The sequence below is a fragment of the Meiothermus granaticius NBRC 107808 genome, from assembly GCF_003574355.1.
Lineage (GTDB): Bacteria > Deinococcota > Deinococci > Deinococcales > Thermaceae > Meiothermus > Meiothermus granaticius.
Genome location: NZ_QWLB01000019.1, coordinates 12,935 through 36,894, shown reverse-complemented (window position 1 = coordinate 36,894; position 23,960 = coordinate 12,935). Strand labels below are relative to the sequence as shown.

At 64.5% G+C, this 23,960-nt stretch carries 20 protein-coding genes; 11 read left to right on the top strand and 9 right to left on the bottom strand.

Annotated elements, in window-relative coordinates; all coding sequences use genetic code 11:
• The first annotated feature begins 54 nt into the window (after positions 1–54).
• Both Mgrana_RS08145 and mnmC2 read left to right on the top strand, forming a co-directional pair.
• A complete protein-coding gene (locus Mgrana_RS08145) occupies positions 55–1,476 on the top strand; it encodes a pyridoxal phosphate-dependent decarboxylase family protein (RefSeq protein WP_119357112.1) in 1,422 nt (473 codons plus the stop codon).
• Positions 1,477–1,486: 10 nt separating this feature from the next.
• On the top strand, positions 1,487–2,188 hold the full coding sequence (gene mnmC2, locus Mgrana_RS08140) for a tRNA (5-methylaminomethyl-2-thiouridine)(34)-methyltransferase MnmC2 (RefSeq protein ID WP_170146431.1): 702 nt from the start codon (positions 1,487–1,489) through the stop codon (positions 2,186–2,188).
• Here mnmC2 and Mgrana_RS08135 read toward each other — a convergent pair.
• Both Mgrana_RS08135 and Mgrana_RS08130 read right to left on the bottom strand, forming a co-directional pair.
• Positions 2,158–3,327, bottom strand: a complete 1,170-nt coding sequence (locus Mgrana_RS08135; protein WP_186813117.1) for a polysaccharide deacetylase family protein — start codon at positions 3,325–3,327, stop codon at positions 2,158–2,160. The two genes, mnmC2 and Mgrana_RS08135, sit on opposite strands and share 31 nt — an antisense overlap.
• The gene (locus Mgrana_RS08130; protein ID WP_119357110.1) at positions 3,297–4,478 is read right to left on the bottom strand and encodes an MFS transporter; all 1,182 of its coding nucleotides are present in this window, start codon (positions 4,476–4,478) and stop codon (positions 3,297–3,299) included. The genes Mgrana_RS08135 and Mgrana_RS08130 overlap by 31 nt, the downstream gene beginning before the upstream one ends.
• 22 nt (positions 4,479–4,500) lie before the next feature.
• Between Mgrana_RS08130 and Mgrana_RS08125 the strand changes: the two genes are divergently transcribed.
• Positions 4,501–5,184 carry a glycosyltransferase family 2 protein gene (locus tag Mgrana_RS08125; protein ID WP_119357109.1) on the top strand — a complete coding sequence of 228 codons (684 nt, stop codon included), beginning with the start codon at positions 4,501–4,503 and terminating at the stop codon, positions 5,182–5,184.
• Here the strand turns inward: Mgrana_RS08125 and Mgrana_RS08120 are convergent.
• From Mgrana_RS08120 to Mgrana_RS08110, 3 genes are read right to left on the bottom strand one after another with little or no spacing between them, the layout of a single operon-like run.
• Positions 5,132–6,334, bottom strand: coding sequence for a glycosyltransferase family 4 protein (locus Mgrana_RS08120; RefSeq protein ID WP_119357108.1), 1,203 nt, complete (start codon positions 6,332–6,334; stop codon positions 5,132–5,134). The genes Mgrana_RS08125 and Mgrana_RS08120 overlap by 53 nt on opposite strands.
• A gap of 55 nt (positions 6,335–6,389) precedes the next feature.
• Positions 6,390–7,475 carry a glycosyltransferase family 4 protein gene (locus Mgrana_RS08115; protein ID WP_119357107.1) on the bottom strand — a complete coding sequence of 362 codons (1,086 nt, stop codon included), beginning with the start codon at positions 7,473–7,475 and terminating at the stop codon, positions 6,390–6,392.
• 60 nt (positions 7,476–7,535) lie between these two features.
• Positions 7,536–8,714: a lipid-A-disaccharide synthase-related protein gene (locus tag Mgrana_RS08110; protein WP_119357106.1), complete on the bottom strand. Its 1,179-nt coding sequence runs from the start codon at positions 8,712–8,714 to the stop codon at positions 7,536–7,538.
• A 99-nt stretch (positions 8,715–8,813) separates the two neighbouring features.
• On the opposite strand from Mgrana_RS08110, the gene mfd reads away from it, so the two are divergent.
• Positions 8,814–11,762, top strand: a complete 2,949-nt coding sequence (gene mfd, locus Mgrana_RS08105; protein WP_119357105.1) for a transcription-repair coupling factor — start codon at positions 8,814–8,816, stop codon at positions 11,760–11,762.
• Positions 11,763–11,820: 58 nt separating this feature from the next.
• Positions 11,821–13,065 (top strand): MFS transporter, encoded by a 1,245-nt coding sequence (locus Mgrana_RS08100; protein WP_206075065.1) that lies wholly within the window; start codon positions 11,821–11,823, stop codon positions 13,063–13,065.
• Here the strand turns inward: Mgrana_RS08100 and hemW are convergent.
• The 3 genes from hemW to Mgrana_RS08085 form a co-directional block, all read right to left on the bottom strand.
• Positions 13,060–14,172 (bottom strand): radical SAM family heme chaperone HemW, encoded by a 1,113-nt coding sequence (hemW, locus tag Mgrana_RS08095; protein WP_119357104.1) that lies wholly within the window; start codon positions 14,170–14,172, stop codon positions 13,060–13,062. The two genes, Mgrana_RS08100 and hemW, sit on opposite strands and share 6 nt — an antisense overlap.
• A gap of 23 nt (positions 14,173–14,195) precedes the next feature.
• Positions 14,196–15,098 carry an alpha/beta hydrolase family protein gene (locus Mgrana_RS08090; RefSeq protein ID WP_119357103.1) on the bottom strand — a complete coding sequence of 301 codons (903 nt, stop codon included), beginning with the start codon at positions 15,096–15,098 and terminating at the stop codon, positions 14,196–14,198.
• A gap of 65 nt (positions 15,099–15,163) precedes the next feature.
• Positions 15,164–16,501: a M20/M25/M40 family metallo-hydrolase gene (locus Mgrana_RS08085; protein ID WP_119357102.1), complete on the bottom strand. Its 1,338-nt coding sequence runs from the start codon at positions 16,499–16,501 to the stop codon at positions 15,164–15,166.
• 17 nt (positions 16,502–16,518) lie between these two features.
• On the opposite strand from Mgrana_RS08085, the gene mglB reads away from it, so the two are divergent.
• From mglB to gcvPB, 6 genes are all read left to right on the top strand, one after another.
• A complete protein-coding gene (mglB, locus tag Mgrana_RS08080) occupies positions 16,519–17,010 on the top strand; it encodes a GTPase-activating protein MglB (protein WP_119357101.1) in 492 nt (163 codons plus the stop codon).
• A gap of 13 nt (positions 17,011–17,023) precedes the next feature.
• Positions 17,024–17,614 carry a GTPase MglA gene (mglA, locus tag Mgrana_RS08075; protein WP_119357100.1) on the top strand — a complete coding sequence of 197 codons (591 nt, stop codon included), beginning with the start codon at positions 17,024–17,026 and terminating at the stop codon, positions 17,612–17,614.
• Positions 17,615–17,719: 105 nt separating this feature from the next.
• Positions 17,720–18,772 carry a glycine cleavage system aminomethyltransferase GcvT gene (gene gcvT, locus Mgrana_RS08070; protein ID WP_119357140.1) on the top strand — a complete coding sequence of 351 codons (1,053 nt, stop codon included), beginning with the start codon at positions 17,720–17,722 and terminating at the stop codon, positions 18,770–18,772.
• A gap of 11 nt (positions 18,773–18,783) precedes the next feature.
• Positions 18,784–19,167 carry a glycine cleavage system protein GcvH gene (gcvH, locus tag Mgrana_RS08065; protein WP_119357099.1) on the top strand — a complete coding sequence of 128 codons (384 nt, stop codon included), beginning with the start codon at positions 18,784–18,786 and terminating at the stop codon, positions 19,165–19,167.
• Between the two features lie 81 nt (positions 19,168–19,248).
• Positions 19,249–20,565, top strand: a complete 1,317-nt coding sequence (gene gcvPA, locus Mgrana_RS08060; protein ID WP_119357098.1) for an aminomethyl-transferring glycine dehydrogenase subunit GcvPA — start codon at positions 19,249–19,251, stop codon at positions 20,563–20,565.
• Complete coding sequence (gene gcvPB / locus Mgrana_RS08055; RefSeq protein WP_119357097.1) at positions 20,562–22,019, top strand: aminomethyl-transferring glycine dehydrogenase subunit GcvPB; 1,458 nt, start codon at positions 20,562–20,564, stop codon at positions 22,017–22,019. Before gcvPA ends, gcvPB begins: the two co-directional genes overlap by 4 nt.
• On the opposite strand, the gene Mgrana_RS08050 is transcribed toward gcvPB, so the two are convergent.
• The gene (locus Mgrana_RS08050) at positions 22,008–23,903 is read right to left on the bottom strand and encodes a S8 family peptidase (RefSeq protein ID WP_119357096.1); all 1,896 of its coding nucleotides are present in this window, start codon (positions 23,901–23,903) and stop codon (positions 22,008–22,010) included. The two genes, gcvPB and Mgrana_RS08050, sit on opposite strands and share 12 nt — an antisense overlap.
• Between the last annotated feature and the right edge of the window lie 57 nt (positions 23,904–23,960).

The window sequence follows — 23,960 nt, the reverse complement described above, 5'->3', positions numbered from 1 at the left end:
TAAGGGGCGAAAGTCAAAGGCCGCACGGGGCCCCTCGGCTGTTAGACTCTTCTTATGTCACCGGAGGAGTTTAAGCGCGTTGGCTATGCCTTGATTGACTGGATTGCCGAGTACCGGGCCCGGCTCGAGCAGCTCCCGGTAATGGCCCAGGTACAGCCGGGGGAGATCAAAGCCCTCTTCGACCCGGCCCCGCCTCAGCGCCCTCAGGGATTCGAGGGGATTCAGGAGGAGCTCGAGGCCCTGCTGCCCGGCCTGACCCATTGGCAAAGCCCTAATTTCTTCGCCTGGTTTCCCTCCAATGCCCCGCTTTCTTCCGTGCTGGCCGATCTTGTGGCTACGGGCCTGGGCCAGACCGGGATTACCTGGCAGGCTTCCCCGGCCTTGAGCGAGGTGGAAGAGGCCATGATGGACTGGCTGCGCCAGATGCTGGGGTTGCCGGAGGGGTTTCAAGGGGTGATTCAAGACACCGCCTCTACTGCAGCCCTGGTGGCCCTGCTGACCGCGCGGGAGCGGGCCAGCGGGTATGCCCAGAACCGGGGCGGTTTGCAAGCCGAGGAGCAGCCCCTCACGGTCTATGTCTCCGACCAGGCCCACAGCTCGGTTCCCAAGGCCGCGCTGTTGGCGGGGTTTGGTCAGGATAACCTGCGGCTGATCGAGACCGATGACCGTTTTGCCATGCGGCTGGATGCGCTTGCGGGGGCCATTGAGCGGGATCGGGCCCAGGGGCGTAAGCCCTGTGCGGTGGTGGCTGCGGTGGGGACTACCGCCACCACGGCCATAGACCCGGTGCGCGACCTTGCCGAACTGTGCCGCGAGCAGGGTCTCTGGCTGCATGTGGATGCGGCCATGGCCGGCTCAGCCATGCTGCTGCCGGAATGCCGCTCTCTTTGGGAGGGGGTGGAGTGGGCCGATTCGATCTCGGTGAATCCACATAAATGGCTGGGGATGGCCATGGACCTCTCGGCCTATTTCGTGCGGGAGCCACAGCATCTCATCCGGGCCATGTCCACCAACCCTTCGTACCTGGCCAGCGGGGTTGAGGCCCGCAACTACAAAGACTGGGGGATTCCGTTGGGGCGGCGTTTTCGCGCCCTCAAGATCTGGTTTGCGCTCAAGGATCAGGGGGTGGAAGGGTTGCAGGCTCGGCTGCGCCGCGACCTCGAGAACGCCCGGTGGCTCGAGGCCCAGGTGCGGGCGACCCCCGGCTGGAAGGTACTGGCCCCGGTTCCCTTGCAGACGGTGTGCGTGCGCTTTGAACCCCCGGGCCTGAGTGGGGAGGCCCTGGATCAGCACACCTTGGACTGGGTGAACCGGGTCAACCGTTCGGGCCAGGCCTTCATCACCCCGGCAATGCTGCGGGGCCGCTGGATGGCCCGGGTCTCGATCGGGGCGGAGCCCACCGAGCGGCACCATGTCGAAGCCTTGTGGCAACTCATGCGCCAGGCGGCGGAGCCGATCGAGGCTGCCCCGCGCTGAGGGGGTAGCGGTGCGGCTCGAGCCCGAATTCAAGCCCATTTTGACCGACGATGGCTCAACCACCCTGCTGCATCCCCGGTTCGGTGTTCCCTACAGCTCAAGGCACGGTGCACTAACCCAGGCCACCGAGCTGTACCTCAAGCTCACCGAGACCCACCGGCATCCCTGCCCAAAGGTGCTCGAGGTCGGTTTCGGACTGGGGGTGAACTTCAGGGTCACGCTTCAGGATGCCATGACCCGGGGGGTGCGGCTGGAATACCTGGCCTACGAGTACCTCCCGGTGGAACGGCGGGTGCTCGAGACCGTTCCCCTACCGCTCACGCCTCCGGCTGAGGCGGTTTGGCAGGGGGTGTTGGAGGGGTTTGCGGCCCGGTCCTCTCCTTGGGTGCTGGAAGGCCCGTGGGGGCGGCTCGAGCTTCGCCTCGAGGATGTAAGCACCGCGGTTTTCCCCGACCTCTGGGCCAGCGCGATCTACCTTGACCCCTTCGATCCGGGGGTGAACCCCGAGCCCTGGAGTCCTGGGGTGTTGCAGCGGCTGTTTGGGGCCGCCCAGCCGGGCGCCCGCCTGGCCACCTACTCGGTGGCTGGAGCGCTGAGGCGCGGCCTGGAGGAGGCCGGGTTTGCGGTGAAGAAGGTGGATTTGCGCCAGAGCCTCCCCCAGGCCCGGAAACGGTTTTGGCTTCAGGCTCGAGTCCCTTCCTCCAGAGCCTGACCATACTGGCGCAGCAAGGCCTCGCGGGTCATATAGGAAAGCGCAGCCTGGTTGCGCCCGCGCTTGGGCAACTCGCCCCGGTAGAGCCATAAAAACCAGTGGCTGGCCAGGGTGGCCAGCAGGGCCTCTCGAGCGGGCAGGGGGGCGCTGCGAAACCCTACTACCCGGGCCGCGTGGGCCAGATAGCTGTGGCCGTAGATCAACTGGATCTCTGGGTCGGTCTGGACCTGTTTGGCTACCTCCTTCAGGCTTTCGCGGAAAGCCCGGAAGACCTGCATGGGGCTCAAGGCGCTCACGCGGGCCGACTCGAGGTGCACCTCATAGCAGGGCACGCCGGGGGGAATGCCCTCCACCGAGGGCCCTGGAAAGGGTTTTTTCTCCAGCCGGAAGAGATCAAAAGGCCGATACCCGGCCCGGAAAGCGCCATGCTGATGGTTGTAGCGTTCCTCAAACCCCTGCAGGGCCCGCAGAATTCCCCCGCGCGGCCCCAGGGGCCGGAGGTCCAGTTGGTTCAGGCTGACGGCTTGGTAGCCCAGCTCGTTGAGGCGCGGGAGAAGGTGCTCCAGCACCTGCAGAGTGCGCTCGGGGCCATCGTGGAAGAGCAGCACCGATCCGGGCTTGGTGTAGAAGATCAGACGGGCGGTGATCTCTGCCGGGCTCTCCTCGAGCCAATCCCGGGATTCGGTGTCCCACAGGGCGATTTGCTTGCCCTGTAAGGCTGCGAAGGCTCGAGTGAAGGGGGAATGGAGACCCCAGGGGGGGCGGTATAGCCGCCCAGAACTGCGGGCGATGTGGACCCACTCAGTCCAAGGGGCCATCCACCAGGCGGGGCGATGCCAATACCCGTGGGCCTCGAGCTGGTGCCCCTCCTGCCGCAGTTGTTCTACCTGCTGGGGATAGCGCTCGGCCTGCTGACCGGTGAGGAAAAAGGTGGCTTTGGCCCCATGCCGACGGAGGAGCTCGAGCAGGGCCTCGGTCTGCTCCGAGGGGCCATCATCGAAGGTGAGGGCGATCTTGGTCTCGGCTCGGCTGCCCCAAGCCAGGGCTCCCAACCCCATCCAGCGGAAGAGCAGATCGCTGAGCGCGTAGAGCAGCAAGATAAAGGCGATCAGGAGTGCGATTTCCAGAAGGGCCTCCATAAGGCGATGAGATAGAACAGGCTCAGGGCCAGCAAGATGGCTCCGGAAAGGAAGAACGGGGCGGTAATCCCCACGGTTTGGGCCAGGGTCTGTCCTGCGGCTGGGCCCAGCGCGGTTCCCAATCCTTCCACTGCCAACAGCGTGCCCCAGGCCGCGGCCCGGTTGTTTTCGGGGAGCAACCTGACCACCAGCCCATTCCAGCCTGGCCCAAAGGTGGCCAGCCCCACCCCAGCCCCCACCGCGATCAGCAACAGCAGCGGTAGCGCGGGCTGGCTGGCTAATCCGATAACTGCCAGACCCATCAGGGCTAATCCACCGATCAAGAGCCAGCGCGGGCTGTGCTTGTCAGCATAACGGGCTGTCCAAGGCACCAGAACATACGACAACACCCCACCAAGGGCCACCAAGGCCACCATCCACCCACCTGCAATCCCGGTTGCCCGGGCATAAGGGAAGATCAGCTGGCTGAAGAGCATGGGGGCAAAGGTCTGGCCAAAAGCCGCCGGTATGAAGAGCAAAAGGCGGGTCCAGGGATAGTACTCCTGCTTTGGGGCCGGGGGTACCCGTTCGGGTCGGAAGATCAGCGTGGCGGCTACCGCTAGGGCCAGCGCCTGGCCTCCGATCAGGAGATCCTGAGCCAGGGTGGGGGCGAGTTTGGAGAGAAACCCAATCCCAAAAAAGCCGATCCCCGACCAGGGCGAGGTGAGCATCTGGGTCAGGGTAATGGCCCGGCTTTCCCGGCCCTTCACGGCTTGGCGGCTGCTGAGGGTGTACATCCCTGGAACCACGGCCGAGAGCGAGATCCCCCAGAGGATGCTCAGGGCAAACAGCAGCAGCGGGGACTGGGTCACCGGTACGATCAGGAGGGCCAGCAGGCCCACCGCCGCCCCACCCGCAGCGGTCAGACCTAGCCCGAGCCGCTGCACCAGATACCCCCCGATCGGGCGACCAAAAGTATCGGCCAGCAAGTGCAGACTGAAGGCGGTTCCGGTCACGGTGAGGGTGAGGCCGAGGTCACCGGCGCGGATGGGGAGGTAGCCCCCATAAAACCCACTGCGTACCCCTTCCAGGAGCCCCCAGGCCAGGATGATCCGGAGCAGCGGAGAGATCCCCCGCAACCGCCAGGGGGAGATCCGCTGCACATTTCGCATCCGCACGTTTTAGAGTATACCCGTGCGTATCTCGGTGGTAATTCCAGCCCGCAACGAGGAAGCCTACCTCCAGTCCTGCTTGCGGGCTTTGGCGGCTCAGACCCGCCCTCCCGATGAAGTGGTGGTGGTGGACAACGGCTCTATGGACCGCACGGGGACCATCGCCGCCGCGCTCGGGGCTAGGGTGGTGATCTGCCCCACCCCAGGGGTGGCGTTGGCCCGCCAGGCCGGTCTGGAGGCTGCTACCGGGGACTGGGTGGCCACCACCGATGCCGACAGCCGGCCGGTTGCGGGCTGGCTCGAGGCCCTGGAGGCCCAGATGGCCGGCAGCGTGGCCCTATACGGCCCCCTACGGATGTTCGGTCTGCCCTGGTGGCAAGAAGAGCTTACCGAGGTGGGGTATGGGGTGTTCCTCAAGCTGATGGCCCTGCTGGGCCAGCCCAACCTGGCCGCGGCCAATATGGCCTTTGACCGGGCTGTGGCCCTTGAGGTGGGCGGTTATCCCGCGGTAGAGGCCCGGGAGGATGTGCTCTTGGGGCTAAAGCTGAAGCCCAAAGGCCGGGTACGCTATGTGCGGGACGCCCTGGTCCGCACCAGCTCGAGACGGGTCCAAGCAGGCTGGGGGCGCTTCTTCGCTCAGCAGCTCAAAAACCTCAGCGGGAACCCTGAAGGCTATTTCGCGGGAGGCGGGGGAAAGGAATCTTGAGCCGCCGAGGCTCGACCTCGACAAGCTGGGTGGCCTGGTCGTAGACCTCCACGATGGCCTCGGCTACCCGCTTGGCGCTGCGACGGTCGGCGAACGACCGAGCCCCCAGGCTCAGGCGTTGGCGCAACCCCTCATCCCGCAGCACCTCGAGGGCCTTGGCCGCCATGGCCCGGTGGTCGCCCACCTCCACCAAGTAGCCGCTGGCCCCAGGGTCTACCCCGTCCATTACCCCCTCCGCCCGCACCGCCACCACCGGCACCCCCATGGCCTCCGCTTCCCAGACCACCAGGCCCTGGGTTTCCGTGGTGCTGGCGAATAAGAACAGCTCGGCCATGCGGTAGTAACCCCCGATGCGGTCATAGGGCACCCGCCCCACGAAGGTTACGTGCTCGCTCAGGCCAAGCTCGGCGCTGAGTTGGGCCAGCTCCTCTTGCTGCGGCCCAATCCCCACCAGGGCCAGGTGGGCATCGCTCTCTTGGCGAATTTCCGCTAGGGCCCGAATCACCACATCCACGCTTTTTTCCTCGCCCAGCCGGCCCACGTGCAGCAGGCGGCGCTTGCCGCTCGGCCAGGGCGAGGGCGGCTCAGGGGCAGACTCTAGAATCTCGGTGTCAATGCCGGTAGGGATTACCCGGATCTCGCGCTCGACCTCGTAGAAGTTTTCTACCAGCTTGGCAAAGCTCTGGGTAGGGGCAATTACCAGATCGGCCCGGTTGTAAAAAGCCTGGCACACTCGGGTCATGAGCCCGGTGTACTTTTCCAGCGTAGCTACGCCGGGGATGTAATGAGCGTACTTCTCGAGGTGGGTGTGAAAGGTGGAGACATGGGGGGATTGTTGGCGGTAGGCCAGCCGAGCCCCCCAGATGCCGATGAACAGTGGATCATGGGTGTGGAAAATCTCGAACTCGGTGGGAAGGTAACGGTTGCTGGGCATGGCCAGCCGTTGTCCCTCAAAAAAGGGGTAAGGAACACTGGGAACCCGCACCACCCACTCTTCCTGCCGGTCGTATTCGGGAATTTCAGGGGCCAGCACCCAGGCCTCGTGTCCCATGCGGCGTAGCTCGCGCATCAGCAGGTACACGCTGGTGGCCACCCCATTAGGGCTGGGGAGATAAGCGTCGGAAAACAGCCCGACCCGATATAAACGCACGGGACTATGTTAGCACAGTCGGGTTTAGGCCTTTCCAGACCTAAAGGGGTCTGGGCTAGAGGTAGTGCCACAAGGCCTGGGCTAGGCGCTGGGCTGAGGCTTCTAGGGTATGGTGCTTTAGGACATGCTCACGGGCGGCCTGACCCAGCCGCTGGCCCAGGGTGGGGGTTTGCTCGAGGCGCCGCAGGGCCTGGGCCAGCAGGGCAGGGACAGGTCTTAGCGCCAGCCCCGTGACCTCAGGGGTGATGAGCTCGAGCTGCGCCGGGATTAGACTGGTCACCACCGGTAACCCCGATGCCATGGCCTCCAACGTTGCCAGCGACTGGTTTTCGGCCAGGGTGGGTTGGAGCAGGGTGTCAGCGGCTCGGTAGAGCTGGGGGAGGTCGGTGCGGCGGCCCCAAAACTCCACATTGCCTGGGGCGAGGCGCCGGAGTAGCCCTGTCAACTCCCCCTCACCTACCAGCACATAGCGGTATTCTGGAGTTCGCCGGGCTGTTCCCAGCAGGGCCCAATGGTTCTTTTCCGGCGAGAGCCGGGCTGGGTAGAGCACGGTGAAGCGGTTAAACCCGAAGGTTGCCCGGAGCTGTACCCGCTCGGCGGGGGTGGCGGGGCGAAACCGCTGGGGATCTACCCCGTTAAAAAGCCCTACGGCCTGGGATAACCCCAGGCTATGCAGGAATTCAGCCGCCCAGCTCGAGACCGTCAAGACCCCATCGGCTGCTCGCCAGGCCCGGGCTTTGCTCAGGGCGAAGAGAGCCCGGTAGAGGGCCTCGAGGCCCAGGGGGTAGAAAAACCGCATCTGATCGTGCGACAACACCAGTCGGGGTCTGGTCAGCCGGGGGAGCAGTGCGGTGTAGGTCTGGGGGTTTCCGGCCTGAACGATTCGCAGATCCAGTGCTGCGGTTTGGTGGGCCAGCTCCTCCCAATCGGCGTAGCGCTCGACCCTGATTCCCGCCTCGGAAAAACGGGCAGTGAAGGCATCCAGGCCAGGGTGCGGAGGGAAGTAGACGCTCGGCTCGAGCCCGGCTGCCCGCAACCGCGGCAGGGTTTCCAAGAGCCAGACCTCGCTCCCAGCAACCCGGACCGCATCGGTGATGAAGGCAATTGCTGGCCTGGAGCCTGCGCCATGTGAAGGGACCATCGTCGGTTATTGTAGCGAAGCCAAGAGGCCCCGCGGGAGAAAGTTTTGAGGCTGGAAGCCCTATATCCCAAGCGCGCGGTGAAGGGTGCGGGCGATCTGGGGTAGGGCCCCGCGCGGCCCATTGCGCTCGTAGCCATCCTGTTGAGCGGCGGCCCGCAAAGGGCCCTCGAGCAGCCGCGCCCGTACCGCTTCCGCAACCACGTCAGGGTGGGCCTCGACCAGCGCGAGGGCCCGTCCCAGCAGCCGGGCTTGGCGGAGGGCATTGGGCAGCAGGTATTGTGGCCCTCGAGTCGGGAAGCTCACCACGGGCAGGCCCATCCCCGCGGCCTGTTCATTGGCGGTTCCGGCGGTGCCGATGGCTACCTGCCCCACGTGCAAAATGGCCGAGAACGCGCCCCGCAACAGCCAGACCCGGTGCTGCCCTGACCCTGCTACGGCGGTTTGTGCGTCCTGCACCTGGAGGCCCCAACCCTCGGGCAGGGGGAGGTTCTGGAAATCCCCGGCCCAGGCCACTAAGGCTTGGGTCTCTGGCAACCGTGACGCCGCCTCGAGCATCAGCGGCAGACTAAACAGAACATCCCCACGGGTCCCTGGGAGCAGGGCCAGTACCGGGCGACCGTCCAACCAGGGGCTTAGGTCGCGCTCGGGTGGGCCCAGCGTATCCATGGCCATGCTGCCTACGAAGCGGGCCTTGGACATCCCCAACTGGTGGGCCCGGGCCTCGCTGGGTTTATCGCGTACAAAAACCGCCTGGACATAGCGGTGCATCCACCGCTCGTACCATAGATAGTCTTCCGCACCGAACTGGTTGAACTGCTTGAGGCGCTCCCAGGTGCTGCGCTCTCCCCAGTAATAGCGGGAAATCTGGGGTTGGAGGTGGAATAGGGCCGCTCGACTGCTGCGGTGGGCCAGCACCCCCACCCCCAGAGCATAGGCGTCGCCGACTACGGCAATGGCCTGGACCCGCTTACCGATTTGACTGGACACGCGCCACTGCTCGAGACTATCCCGGATAAACCCCGCCCGCAGATCGGCCATGAGGTTATCCAGACTGTTGAAGGGAAACCCCCCCGAAGGCATGGGGTTTCTGGGCCCCAGGATGGCCTTCGCAACCCCTTCATAGCGCCTGCCCTGGCCAACCAGCGGAAGGGCCAGCACCTCGGCATTCAGATGTTGGGCTAAAGTGGCCCCGATAAGGTCCTCGGCGTTGCCTGCGGAGATGATCAAAACCTCGGCCATACCGCTGCCCGACATCATACCCTCTTCTACAGCCGGCCTTCGGCCTGTGAACCTGGCCCCCTTTACCAGTAGGTGAAATGCGTAAACTGAACAGGTTGCATGGTTCACGACCCCACCCTTCCCCTGGCCCACTACCTACCCGGACTGCCTCAGGTAGCCCGGGCCAAAGTCTTCGCGGAATACCCCGGTCCGAAACTCTTGCTGGTTCCTGAGGAGCGGCTGAGCCTATACGCCGACCTGGCCGCCTTTGGGGTGTCGGCCTATCTGAACCCCGGCCCCCAGGCGGTAGGGGAGGCCCAGACCGTGGTGATGAGCTACCCCCAGGCTCTGAGCCCCTTCCCGGCGGACCCCGAGGCCTGGCGGCTGGTGCTCGAGGTGGGGCGGCATTACCTGCGCGAGGAGCTGCTGGAGCGGTTGCTGCGGATGGGATACCTGCGGGAAGAGGAGGTGCGGGTGCAAGGGGAGGTGCTGGAGATCGAGGGGGTGCGGCTGGAGTTTTTTGGCGATGAGCTAGACCGGCTGTGGGTGGATGCAAAACCGGTTCATCGGCATGTTCTGGCGGCCAAAGAAGGCAAAGCAGAGGTCTGGGACTCCTTCAAGGTGCTGCATTTCCCAGGCCCGGTCTTCCTCGATACCCCGGCTCTAGCCCCGCCCGAGCTGTGGCCGCTCCTGGAAGGGCGTGAGCAGGTTGCGTTTGGTCTGGGCGGGCCGGAGCTGCCCCCTCTGGATTTGGGTTACCGTTCCCTACCGCCTTACCGGGCCCGGGTCTCCCAGTTCGTAGAAGAGGTGCGGGGGTGGCTCGAGGCGGGGTATGCCGCGGCGTTTTTCTACCGCCACAGCAAAAGTCGAAGCTACCTGCTCTCCAAGCTCGAGGGGCTTCCCACCCGCTCCACTGGGATTTTGAGCCTGGAGCCTGGAACCCTCAACCTGGTTCCTGCCCCCTTTGAAGGGGGCTTTCTGGATCCGGCCAACCGCACCGTCTATCTTACCGAGGCCCACCTTTATGCCTTTGGGGCCGCTGAGGCGGTGCGAACCCGGCGGATCGTGGGGACCACCGAAGACCCTGGGGCTTTGGGGGTGGGGGATTTTCTGATTCACCCCGAGCACGGGATTGGGCAGTACCTGGGCCTGGAAACCCGGGAGGTGCTGGGGGCCAAACGCGACTACCTGCTGCTGCGCTACGCCGGCGAGGGCCGGATGTACCTCCCGGTGGAGCAACTGCCCTTGCTGAAGCGACACCCAGGGACCACCGACGACCCCCCGGCCCTCTCGAGCCTGGGCAAGGGCGAGTGGCGGCGCACCCGGGAAAAAGCCCAGAAAGACGCCGAGGAACTGGCCCAGCGGATGCTGGTGCTGCATGCCAAGCGGGAGGCGGCACCGGGGCGGGCCTTTGCGCCGCTGCCGGAGTGGGATCCGCTGATCGAGCGCAACTTTCCTCATGAGCTCACCGCCGACCAGCAAAAAGCCTTGGATGAGACCCTGCGGGACCTCGAGGCTCCCCGCCCCATGGAGCGCTTGATCTCGGGGGATGTGGGCTTCGGCAAGACCGAGGTGGCGATTCGTGCCGCGGCCCGGGTGTTGGGCCACGGGGCGCAGGTGGCGGTGTTGGTGCCCACGACCCTGTTGGCCGAGCAGCACACCCAGACCTTTCGGGCCCGGCTCGAGGGGCTGCCGGTGCGGGTGGTGGGGCTTTCGCGCTTCACCTCTGACCGCGAGGCTACCGCAGCCCTGAAGGGCCTGGAGTCTGGAGCGGTAGACCTGGTGATCGGCACCCACCGGCTGCTTTCACCGGATGTTAAGTTCAAAGACCTGGGGCTTTTGGTGGTGGACGAGGAGCACCGCTTTGGCGTGGCCCAGAAGGAACGCATCCGCGAGCTGACCGAGTCCGTAGATACCCTATTCCTCTCGGCCACCCCGATCCCTCGCACCCTCTACAGCGCGCTGGTAGGGCTGCGTGATCTCAGCAGCATCCAGACCCCCCCACAGGGGCGTCGCCCCATCCAGACCGTACTCTCACCCTACGACCCGGCCCTGGTACGGGCGGCGATCATGGATGAGCTCGAGCGTGGGGGTCGGACCTTCTATGTTCATGACCGGGTATCCACCATCCTGGCCCGGCGTAGGTATTTAGAGGCCCTGGTCCCCGAAGCCCGCATCGGGGTGGTGCATGGGCAGATGGCCGAGGCCGACGTAGAGGAGACCATGCTGGCCTTCAGTGAGGGGGCGTTTGATGTGCTGCTGGCCACCACCATCATCGAGTCGGGGCTGGACATCCCCGAGGCCAACACCATTATTGTGGAGCGGGCCGACAAGCTGGGTCTGGCTGCGCTTTATCAGCTTAGGGGCCGGGTAGGACGACGAGACCAGGAGGCCTACGCTTTCCTCTTTCACCCCCTGCGCCTGACCGAAGGGGCCGAGCGCCGCCTGAGCGCCATTGCCGACCTCTCCGACCTGGGCTCGGGGCATTTGTTGGCGGAGAAGGATATGGAGATCCGTGGGGTAGGGAATCTGCTGGGCCCAGAGCAGCACGGCTTTATTCGGGCGGTGAGTTTAGAAGTTTACACCGAGCTGCTGGCCGAGGCCATCCAGAAGCTCAAGGGAGAAAAGGTGGAGCTCGAGCGCCACGTTACCCTCGACCTCCAGCTTTCGGCCCGCCTTACCCCCGAGTACATCCCCAGCGCAGCCGCCCGCAGCCGCTATTATGGCCGCCTGGCCGAGACCCGCAACCTGGCCCAGCTTTCTCGCATCGCCAGGGAACTCAAGGAGCGCTACGGCCCCGCACCCGAGGAGGTGGAAAACTTCCTGGCCCTCAGCAAACTCCGCCTGGTAGCGGAGTCCAAGGGGGTGATCTCCATCACCGAGGATATGCTGGCTCTGCAGATCGCGTTTGATCGCCCTAACCTTGACTACGACGCCAAAGCCCTGCGGGATCTGGGTTGGGGCATTGAGAAAACTCAGTACCCACCGGGGTTTCGCATCCCTAAGCGGGGTTTGGCCCCTACCCAGTACGCTCAGGCCGTTAACGACCTGCTCTACCTGATAGACTGAACCTCCTGCGAGAGAGACCTTGAGCAGCGATTCTTCCCTTCGGGACAATGCAGCTTCAGTGCTGAGCAACCCCGAGTTTCGCCTGATGCTCCTGTCCAGTGCGGCGAGTACCCTGGCAGGGGCCATGCTGGCGGTGGTGATTGGCTACCGGGTATATGAACGTACCCATAACCCGCTCTCCCTAGGCATCCTGGGGTTGGTCGAGGCGATTCCGGCTCTTTCCTTCGCCCTCCTGGGCGGCCATCTTGCGGATCGCTTTGATCGGCGGGGGATTTTGCTGGCGACGCGGGGGATCGCTTTGCTGGGCGCGCTGGGGTTGGCTGGGCTCTCCTCGAGCACGGGGCTGGCCCTGGTTGCGGTGTATGTGGTGGTGTTTGTCACCGGCTTGGCTCGAGGCTTCGCGGACCCGGCCTCAGGGGCTTTGGAAGCCATGGTGGTGCCGCGGGTCCAGCTGGCCCGAGCCTCCACGTACTTCTCGAGCGCCGGGCAAGCTTGTGCAATTCTTGGCCCGGCCTTGGGGGGCCTGCTCTACGGCACGCTTGGGGCTAGAGGAGCCTTTGGGATTGCGGCGGTTTTCTACGCAATTGCAACCGTGAGCGTGGGAATGATCCGACCTAAAGCTCCTCCGCTGCCTCAAGCCCAGGGGGAATCGGTTTGGCAGAGCATCAGGGCTGGGTATCGCTATGTGTTTGGTCAACAGGTGTTGTGGGCCTCGATGGCCTTGGACTTGTTCGCAGTGCTTTTTGGGGGAGCCATTGCCTTGCTGCCTGCTTTTGCCAATGACTTGCTCAAGGTTGGACCGCAGGGCTTGGGTTTGATGGCGGCTGCTCCCAGCGTGGGTGCACTGGTGGCCATGCTGATTGCTGCCCGATATCCGCCGCTTCGGCACGCGGGCCGTTGGCTGCTGGCGAGTGTGGCCGGGTTTGGGGTGAGCATTATCGTTTTTGGATTCTCGCAGAGCTTTATCCTTTCCCTGGCCATGCTGGCCCTCTCCGGGGGGTTTGATGGGGTGAGCATGGTGGTGCGCCGCTTGATCCTGCGGTTGCGCTCTCCGGATGCGATGCGTGGGCGCATCGCCGCCGTGAGCTCGATCTTTATTGGGGCCTCCAACGAGATCGGGGCCTTTGAAAGCGGCATGGCTGCCAGCCTTTTAGGGGTGCGTCGGGCGGTGTGGGCCGGAGGGCTGGTCACGCTGGGGGTGGTGGCCTTGGTAGCCAACGCGGCTCCCATTCTGCGCGGCTTGAATCTGCTGGAGTCCCATTGGCCCGAGGCCGATCGGCGAGCGGAGCTGGAAGCCCTATAGGGGGGAGGCCTCGAGCCCTTCCCACAGCTCGAGCACCGCTCCGTGGACAAGGTTCAGATTGGGCACAGAGAGTCGTTGGCCCTCTGCCCGGAGCGCTCCCTGGGCCACTAGCTTCTCCATGCGAGGGGACAAGGCTTCCCACAGCTCGAGCCCGGTCCGGCGCTCGATCGCCTGGACATCCACCCCTTCCCGCAGCCGCAGGCCCAGCATCAGGGCTTCTCGGGCGTGCTCGAGCGGACCGATTTCCTCTACCAGAGGCGCTTCCCCACCCAGCCAGCGCGGGAGCGGGGGGTTGGTGGTTCGCCTCGAGTACACCCCCTGACCGGCCCGGTAGTGCCCGGCGGCTCCTGGGCCCAGGGCCCCCCAAAACCGGGTCTGCCAGTAGAGGCGATTATGCCGGCTTTCCTGCCCTGGTCGGGCGAAATTCGAGACCTCGTAGCGGACCAACCCCGCCTCCCCTAGAATTTCCTCGGCCCTTTCAAAAGCCAGGGCTTCCTGCTCCTCATCGGTGTGCAGATTGGCCAGCTCGAAGGGCGTGCCGGGCTCTATTTGCAGGGTGTAGGCCGAAATATGCCCCACGCCCAGGGCGCGGGCTTCGCGCAGGTCGGCCTCGAGCTCCTGTCCGGGCAGGCCCAGAATCAAGTCTAGCGAGGTGCGGAAACCGGTCTCCAGGCTCATCTCCACCGCCTTCAGGGCGCCTTTGCGCCCGTGGGCCCGGCCCAGGGTTTTGAGCACCGGGTCTTGAAAGCTCTGCACTCCAATTGAAAGGCGATTGACCCCCAAGGCTCGGAGCAGCTCGAGCCGCTCCCGGTTCAGGGTGCCGGGGTTGGCCTCCAGGGTGACCTCAGCCCCCTCCAACCCCCACGGCAAGGCTTCGCGGAGACGAGCCAATTCGGCGCTGCGCAAAAAGCTGGGGGTTCCCCCACCCAAGTACAGCGTTTGAAGCGGCTCTGGGTGGCTAGCGTGGAGTTCCCTGGCCTCCTCGCCGAGGCGCTTCAGATAGGCCTCGACGATCCCCCCAAACCGCCGCACCACCTGAAAGTCGCAGTAGGGGCAGAGGGTGGGACAAAACGGTACGTGCACATAAAGCCCCTCGAGGCTCCCCATTGGTGCTCGGTGCGGAGGGCTCATCAAAGGGTTCGGCGGAAAAAATCGCGCACCCGGGACAGGAATTCCGCATCCAAGGCCCCGTGCAGGTTGTGCCGCCCACCGGCATAGCTGAAGCACTCCACCGATTTTCCCAGGGCCTTGAGCTTCTGGCAGAGCTCCACGCTCCAGGCATAGGGGACTTGTTCATCGGCGGTGCCGTGGTGGATGGAAAAAGCAGCGTGGGTGCGGCTCAGATAGTTGATCGGGGAGACCGCGTCAATCTCCGCTTGAGGGGCCCTCAATTCACGCAGGCCTCGAGTGCGGGCGGAAAAGACATAGTAGATTTGCCGGGCGTTCTTCCGCTCGTCCCCAGACATCGAGCCCAAAAGCACCACCGCCCGGATCTTGGGATCCACCACCGCGACCCGCTGAGCAATCCCTCCACCCATGCTGTGCCCCCACAACCCGATGCGGGTTCCATCGGCCTGGGCCAGCACCCCCTGCCCGGCCTGCTTGCGCACCAGAGCCACCAGGTTCAGCACATCAATGGCATACTGGACGCGAAAGAGCCCTTCGGGACGGCCCCCAGAGGGGGGATGGCCGGAATAGTTGGGGTGGAGCACCACGTACCCCATACGGGCAATGGCATCCGCGTAGCGGGTGGTATAGGTCAGGATGCGGTAGGTGGCCGGGTTGACATGGCCGTGTAGAACCAGCACTACCGGGAAAGGCCCTTTCCCGACAGGCACGTTCATAAAGCCATACTGGACGACGCCGTCGGAGGGCCAGCGCACCAGGTAGCGAGTGAAGTCTTGAGTGCGCTCCATGGTCTGCACCACGCTCAGATTGCCCGCACCGTACGCACGCTGGGAGAGTTGGTCAATGGTGAGTGCTGCTTGCGCAAAGGCTGTGCTGCAAAGCACGGCCAGAAATACCCAACGCATGGGTTCAGCCTAGCCTGGGATCGGCTCGAGCGGTGAGCCTGAGGGCACAGTCGGGATGGGCTACCTCACAACCCGGCCAGTTTCTCCATGGCCTGCTTGACCACAGCGATCCCCGCTTCGAAGTCTTGAAGGCGGATATGCTCGTCGGGGCTATGCACTTTACTGCCCGGATACCCCACCCCCAGCCCCACCACGGGCGCTTTGAGCAGGTGGGTAAAGGGGTACATCGGCCCTGATCCGGCGAAGTTGGGCCAGACCACCGGTTCTTGGCCGTAGACCTCGCGGCAGGCCGCGATGGCTTGCTGAACCCAGGGGGCGGCCAAGTCGCTGCGTGCCGGGAGCTCGCCGAACTCCGAGACCACCAGCTCGATATCGTTGAAGCCGTGGGTCTCGAGGTGTTGCCGCATCAGCTCTATGATCTCTTGCGGCTCTTGATCAGGAACCAGGCGGACATCCAGCTTGGCAAAGGCCTCGGCGGGAAGCACGGTTTTGGAGCCGGGGCCGCCGTAGCCCCCGTGAACCCCGTTGAGGTTGATGCAGGGCTCGGCCAGGAGCTTCTGGTAAAAGGCCCGACCGCTGACCCCGGCCAAGAATCCCCCTACTCCGAAGGTCTGGGCTAGCTGGGGCGACTCATCGGGGATGCGGGCCAGGGTTTCCTCCTCGAGTGGGCTCAAGGGCCGGACTCGCTGATAGAAGCCCTTGACCAAAACCTTGCCCTCGTCGTCGCGCAGGCTGGCCAGGGCTTTGGACAGGCGGTAGAGGGGGTTTTGCACCACCGCACCATAGGAGGAGTGCAGGTCGTAGGCCGCGGTTTTGATCCACAGCTCGAGGCCCACGATCCCCTTCAGCCCGCAGTAGATTTGGGGGCGGCCTGCCGCGTCTACCCCCCCGGCTTCCCAGATCACCGCATCGGCTTTGAGCCGGTCTTGATGCGCCTCAATGTAATGCTCCAGGTTGGGGCTTCCAATCTCCTCCTCCCCCTCGAGGCAAAACTTCACCCGCAAGGGGATGCGCCCGTGCTCCTCTTGAAGCCACTTTAGGGCGGCCAGCCTCGAGACCAGCTCGCCCTTGTCGTCGTTGGCTCCGCGCCCATATAGCCTGCCCTCGCGCTCGGTTAGGGTGAAGGGGTCGGAGTGCCATAGCTCCAGGGGATCCGCAGGCTGCACGTCGTAATGGTTGTAGAACAGCAGGGTTTTTTCACCCTCTCCGCCTTCGGCGTAGACCACCGGGGCCCCAGGGGTGGCGTGGATCTCTACCCGCAGGCCGAGCTCCTCGAGCAACTCCCGCACCGCATCGGCGGTCTCGGCCAGGGCCCGGCCTTCGGCGCTGACGCTGGGCAGGGCGACCAAGCGGGCTAGGGTTTCGCGAGCGTAATTTGTCACAAGGGGGGGTAAGGGTTGCATGCTAGACTTAGCCTACTATGGTTGAGCCAGCGATTGCGCTGTATGGGGCGGCTTATGAGAAGTCTATGGCCGTCCTGGACGAGTTGCTGCGGGAGAGCGGGGCGCGCTACGCGCTTTTGCTGGACCGCAAAGGTTTTGTGCTGGCTCACAAAGAAGCCCTATGGGCCCCGAGACCGCCCTCGTTGGACTCCCTGGCCACGCTGGTGGCGGGTAATGCCGCGGCGACTCAGGCCCTGGCCAAAATGCTGGGCGAGCCCCGCTTCAATGAGCTGCTGCACCAGGGTTCCACCCATGGGATGTACGCCGAGGAAGTGGGGGAGCTGGCCTTGTTGGTGGTGATTTTTGACAGCTCGGTTCCGGTGGGGCGGATTAAGCTCTACGGCAAACGGGCGGTGTCCGCTCTGGAGGGCCTCACCAAAGACGCGGCCATAAGCCCGGCCAAGATGGGCATAGATACCGAGTACCGCGACGGGGCCAGCGCCCTTTTGGATGAGCTGTTCGGGAACTGAACTAGGGAATACGATGAGCACGATCAACTTCGCCGCACGGGAAATCAACTTCAAGATCGTCTACTACGGCCCAGGGATGTCCGGCAAGACCACCAACCTCAAATGGGTTTTCCAGCAGGTGCCCCAAGACCGAAAAGGGGAGATGGTCTCTTTGGCGACGGAGGATGAGCGCACACTATTCTTCGATTTCCTGCCGGTAGACCTGGGGGAGGTCAAAGGTTTCAAGACCCGCTTTCACCTCTACACCGTGCCGGGGCAGGTGTTTTACAACGCCAGCCGCAAGCTGATCCTGCGCGGGGTGGACGGGGTGGTGTTTGTGGCCGATAGCGCCCCCAACCGCCTGCGGGCCAACGCTGAGAGCATGCGCAACCTGCGGGAGAACCTGAGTGAGTATGGCATCAAGGCGGAGGAGATTCCCCTGGTGCTGCAGGCCAACAAGCGGGATGTCGAAGATGCCCTCCCGGTCGAGATGATCCAGGCGGTAATTGATCCCGAAGGGCGCTATGCGATGCATGAGGCGATCGCCACCAATGGAATGGGGGTGTTTGAGACCCTCAAGGCGGTGAGCCGAGGGGTGCTCTCGAGGGTCGTGGCGGCAACCTAAACCTGCTTTTGCTGCTCTAAACGCATCCCTCTGGGATGTGTTTTTATTGCTGGGGGCGGAGGGCTGGGTGGCAGCTCCCCTTCCTTCGGTAATATGGACGCTGAGATGAAAACCACACCGCTTTACGAACAGCACCTGGCCTTGGGTGCGAAGATGGTGCCCTTTGCTGGATTCGAGATGCCCATCCAGTACACCTCGATTACCGCCGAGCATCTGGCGGTACGGCAGGGGGCGGGGGTATTCGATGTCAGCCACATGGGGGAGTTCTGGATTCGGGGGCCCCAGGCGTTGGAATTCCTGCAGCATGTGACCCTCAACGATGTGGCCAAGCTCAAGGTGGGCCGGGCCCAGTACTCGATGCTGCCCAATGCCCAGGGTGGGCTGGTGGATGACATCTATGTGTACCGCACCGGTGAGGCTGAGTACCTGATGGTGGTCAATGCCGCCAACATCGAGAAGGACTGGGCTCACCTGCATGGGCTTACCGCTGGGTTTGAGGTGGGGCTCGAGAACGCCTCAGAGTCCTTTGCCCTGCTGGCGGTGCAGGGGCCTCGAGCCGCACAGATCCTGCAATCCCTCAGCGAGGTGGATTTGCTCAGCCGAAAAAAGAACGACACCTTCATGGCCAAACTCGCGGGGAGGTGGGCCCGGTTGGCTCGAACCGGCTATACCGGCGAGGATGGCTATGAGGTGTTTTTGGCCCCCGACGAGGTGGGCGGGGTGTGGAAAGCGCTGTTGGATGCGGGGGTGGTTCCCTGTGGCCTGGGGGCCCGGGATACCCTGCGGCTCGAGGCGGGGTTCCCGCTGTATGGCCATGAGCTTACCGACGAGACCAGCCCGCTGTGTACCCCGCTGGCCTGGGTGGTGAAGGCCTACAAGACCTTCTATGGCAAAGCGGCCATGATGGGCCGCCCCTGCCTGCAGAAGCTGGTGGGGTTGCGCTTGGAGGGGGGGATTCCCCGGGAAGGCTACGGGGTGCATAAGGAGGGGGCGAGGGTGGGTCAGGTGACTTCGGGGACCCATTCCCCGGTGCTCAAAGTAGGTATTGGGATGGCCTATGTGAACGCGGAGTGGGCCGAGCCGGGGACCGGCCTCGAGGTCGAGATTCGGGGTAAAAACATACCGGCGGTGGTCGTAGAAACCCCGTTTGTCCACTAAACTGGAGGGGTATGGACTATCCCGAAACCCTCAAGTATAGCCAGTCGCATGAGTGGGCTCGCCAGGACGGCGATAAGGTTGTGGTAGGGATCACCGATTATGCCCAGGAGCAGCTCGGGGATGTGGTGTTTGTGGAGCTGCCCAGCCTGGGGAAAACCGTGAGCGCAGGTGAGGCCATTGCGGTGGTGGAGTCGGTCAAGACCGCTTCGGACATCTACGCCCCGGTGAGCGGCGAAATTGTGGAGACCAACGCGGCCCTGGCGGACAAGCCCGAGCTGCTCAACCAGTCCCCCTTTGGCGAGGGGTGGATGTTCAAGATCCGCCCTAGCCAAACCGGGGAGCTGGATGGGTTGATGAGCGCGGCGGCATACCGCCAATGGGTCGAATCACAGTAACCCTGCGCAGCCAGAGGCTTAGGCCTTAGGGCCTGCTTACGGTTCGCTCTGGCCCTTCAGGGCTAGACTATGAGAGCACCTATGGACTACACCCCCCACACCCCCCAAGACCTCGAGGCCATGCTGGCCAAGGTTGGGGCAGAGGATCTGCCTGATCTTTTCCGCGAGCTGCCCCAAGACCTGCTGTTTCCCCCCCTCAACCTACCGGCCCCCCTTTCCGAAGCCGAGATGATGCGCAAGCTGCATGAACTGGCGGCCAAAAACCACTCGGCCGCGGGGAGCTTCTTGGGGGGTGGGCTGCGGGCGCACTACATTCCCGCTGCGGTAGGGCCGCTGGCCACTCGAGCGGAGTTTCTCTCGGCCTATACCCCCTACCAGCCCGAGGCCAGCCAGGGCCTGCTCCAGGCCATCTTTGAATACCAGACCATGATCTCCGAGCTGACCGGCCTGCCGGTCTCCAATGCCTCGTTGTACGACGGCTCGACCGCCGTGGCCGAAGGGGTGCTGTTGGCCCTGCGTGAGACGGGGCGCAGCCAGGTGCTCATCTCGCAGGGGGTGCATCCGGAGTACCGTAAGGTCCTCAAGACCTACCTGGATGCGATTGGGGCGGAGCTCGAGACCCTTCCGCTGCAATCGGGTAAAACCCCACCGGCGATGATTGGCCCAGAGGTGGGGGCGGTGGTGGGGGCGAACCCCAACTTCCTGGGTACGGTTGAAAACCTGGCCCCCTTGGCCGAGGCCGCTCATGCGGCGGGGGCGCTGTTTGTCGCAGTGGTGGATGCGCTCTCGCTGGCCCTGCTCAAGCCCCCTGGGAGCTACGGGGCCGATATTGCCGTAGGGGAGGGCCAGCCCTTGGGCAATGCCATGGCCTTTGGCGGGCCGCAGTTTGGCTTTATGGCGGTCCGGGAAAACCTGGTGCGCCAGCTTCCGGGGCGGCTGGTCTCCGAGACCACCGATGCTGACGGCAAACGAGGGTATATCCTGACCCTGCAGGCCCGTGAGCAGTACATTCGGCGGGGCAAGGCCAAGTCCAACATCACCACCAATGCCCAGCTCACCGCCCTGATGGGCGCGGTGTACTTGGGGGCCTTGGGGCCCCAGGGCTTTCGGGAGGTGGCTACCCGCTCGGTCCTGAACGCCCATGACCTGGCCCAGCGCCTGCGGGCCATTCCGGGGGTTCGGCAGCTCACCCCTGAGCCCTACTTTTGCGAGTTCGTCCTCGAGCTGCCCAAGCCTCCGGTGGAGGTGCGCTCGCGCCTGGCCGAGCGGGGCTTGCATGCTGCGGTACCGGTTCCCGAGGAATACGGCCAGAACCTGGCCCTTTTCGCCGCTACCGAGGTTCACACCGAAGAAGATCTGGCCGCTCTCGAGGCCGCCCTACGCGAGGTGCTGGCATGATTGCCGAGAAAAAGGAAACCCGGCTCGAGTCCCCCCTAATTTTCGAGAAGAGCGTTCCGGGGCGGCGGGGGGTGCGGCCCCCCGCGGTTCCCCAGGCCGACCTAACCGCCCTGCTGGGGGCCGAGAATCTGCGCCCGGAGCCCCCCCGGCTGCCTGAGGTGGATGAGCTGACCCTGGTGCGCCACTACACCGGCCTCTCGCGCCGCCAGATCGGAATTGACGTGACCTTCTATCCGCTGGGATCGTGCACCATGAAATACAATCCCAAGGTGCACGAGGCGGCGGTGGCCCTTTTTGCCGATCTGCACCCCTATCAGGCCCCGGAGACCGCCCAGGGTGCCTTACAGCTGATGTACGAGCTGCAGGCAGATCTTTCCGAGATTACCGGGATGGAAGCCACCACCCTTCAGCCCGCCGCTGGGGCCCACGGCGAACTCACCGGTATCCTGACCATCCGGGCCTACCACGCCTCGCGCGGGGAGCACGACCAGCGCCGGGTGGTGTTGGTCCCGGACTCGGCCCACGGCTCCAACCCAGCCACCGCCAGCATGGCTGGCTATACCGTGCAGGAGATCCCCTCGGGCCCGGACGGCGAGGTGGACCTGGAGGCCCTACGACGCGCGCTCGGCCCACATGTGGCCGCGATCATGCTCACCAACCCCAACACCCTGGGGCTCTTTGAACATCAGATTCGCGCCATCGCCGAGGCGGCCCACGCGGTAGGGGCGCAGATGTACTACGACGGGGCCAACCTCAACGCCATCATGGGGGTGGCCCGGCCTGGGGATATGGGCTTTGACGTGGTGCACCTCAACCTGCACAAGACCTTTACCGTGCCCCATGGCGGAGGGGGGCCGGGCAGCGGCCCGGTGGGGGTTAAAGCCCACCTCGAGCCCTTTCTGCCCTCCCCCCAGGTGGTTCGGCGAGGGGAGGGGTTTGCCCTAGACTATGACCGCCCGCAGAGCATCGGTCAGGTCAAGAGCTTCTATGGCAACTTTGGGGCTTTGGTTCGGGCGTATGTCTACATTCGGATGCTGGGCCGGGAGGGGATTCAAAGGAGCGCGGCCCTGGCTGTACTTAACGCCAACTACCTCAAGGAGCTGCTCAAAGAGCAGGGGTACCGCATTCCCTATGACCGGCTTTGCATGCACGAGTTTGTGGCGCAGCCGCCTGAGGGCTTCAAAACCGTGGACATCGCCAAAGGTCTCTTGGAGCTAGGATTCCACCCCCCCACGGTGTACTTCCCGCTCATCGTCAAGGAGGCCCTGATGGTGGAGCCCACCGAGACCGAGACCCGGGAGACCCTCGAGGCCTTTGCCCAGGCCTTGGGGGAGGTGGTGCGCCGAGGTAAGGAGTGGCTCGAGGGGGCCCCTTACACCACCCCGGTACGCCGCTTGGACGAGCTTCAGGCCAACCGCAAGCCCAAGCTGCGCTGGGAGCCTTCAGGGCAATAGGTCGCCGAGAACCTTTTGGTAGATGCCGGCTCGTTCCTCTAGGGAAAGTCGGGTTAGCTCACCGCTGAGGAAGACCGCCTGCCCGCTGCCGTAGCGGGTGATCTCGGAGATGGGCGATTTCTTATCCTCCTGGCTGATCAAGAGCAGGCGGCCCCCGGACTGCACCCAGCCGCGCAGCATCAGCCGGAGGGGATCCGGCCAGTTTTGGGCCCAGTCTTTCCCCAGCACCCAAACCACCACGGGGTAGTTTTTGAGGGTGTCCAGGCCGGGCCGCTGAGAGGGCCTGATCTTCAGCACCTCCGGCTTCCAGCCCAGGGCTTCCAGAGCCGCTTTGCCGCCGTCCAAGCCGTCGGTCTCCACCACCAGGAGCGCCGACTTGCGGCTTGGAGGGGGCGGGGTGGGCTGCCCCTTGGCCGAGAAGTTCACCACCAGCACCTCGCTGCCGGGGCTGCTCTGGTTGCCCTTGAGGGCTTTGACCTCGTAGCGGTAGGGACTCCCCCGCTTCAGGTCGGTATCCACAAAGGGCGGAGCCTGAACCCACTGCGGCCCGCTCGAGCTCAGCTCCCGCACCTGGTAGCCGGTAGCCCCAGGCACCGGATCCCAACTGAGGATGATCTTGCCCTCCTGAACCTTGGCCTGTAGGTTGCTGGGGCTGGGGAGAGGCTGAGCTTGCTGTACCGGGGTTCCCCCCAAAGCCGCCCAAGCCTGACTCAGGTGGATGAGGCCCTTGCCGCTTCCGCTCTGGAGGGGCAGCGCGGTGCTCAACAGGGCATTTTTCACCGCATCGGCCCTGGCCCCGCCCGACATCAAGAGCGCGGCGCTTCCTGCCACCAAGGCGGTGCTGCTCGAGGTGCCGCTCATGGCCAGGTAGCGCCCCCCAGGAATGGTGGACACCACGCTCACCCCAGGGGCTACCAGATCTGGCTTCTGCACCACCTGGTTGTAAGGGTCGCCCCAGCGCACCTCCCCTCGGCTGCTGAAGGGGGCGAGTTGGTTGGTCTGATCTACCGCCCCAATTCCCAGCACCCCAGGGAGGTTGCCCGGCGAGGTGGTAGTGGAGCCGCTGTTGCCGATGGCGAACACCGGCAGCACCCCTAGCTGCTTCATCCGCTCGATCACCGGGGCAAACTCATTCCAGTTGCCCTCCATCCCCAGCGACATCGAAACGATGTTGACGTTTTGCTCCAATACCCAGTCCAGCCCGCCCAACACCTGGGCCAGGGTTCCGTTCCCCTCGGGAAGCACCAGCGCCGAGACGACCTTGGCCTCGGGAGCCACCCCCACCTGGTCCCCCACCAGCAATCCGGCGGTATAGGTGCCGTGTTGGGCCGAGTCGTAGGGCTGGCCTGGATGGGCTGTGCCATCGGCGTCAATCGCGGCAAAAGCGGCCACCTTGCCCCTAAGGGCGGGGTGGGAGGCATCCACCCCCGTATCCAGATGGCCGATGCGGATGCCTTGCCCCTTCAGCCCAGCGGCCCACAGGGTTTGGGCCCCGATGGCCTCCAAAGCCCAGTTGCTGCCCTGATCGCTGGGCACTGCTAGGGCATTGGCCACCCCACGCACCAGCTTGACCGGCCGGTTGGGATAAACCCGCACCACCCCAGGCAGATTGACCAATGCGCCTACCTGAGACTGGGGAAGCCGCACCAGGAGGCTCTGGCTAGACCAGAAGCCCTCTTTGGCCTGAACCTTGAGCTTGAGCCTCATTTTGCCCAAATGGCTCTGTAGGGTACGGATGAGCTCTTGGCGGGCCTGGCCTTTGGGCAGGGCCGGCCCCCCGAACTCGAGGATCACCTCTACCATGGGATCGCTGCCGGCCTTTTGCGCGAGCCCTAAGGGGCAGGTCAGGAGCAGCAAAAAGAGGAGCACTGCGCGCAGGGTCATGTCCCTAGGCTAGCCTTGGTTTTGGAACCCCGCTTGAGGTGAGCCTAAAGGTTTCTT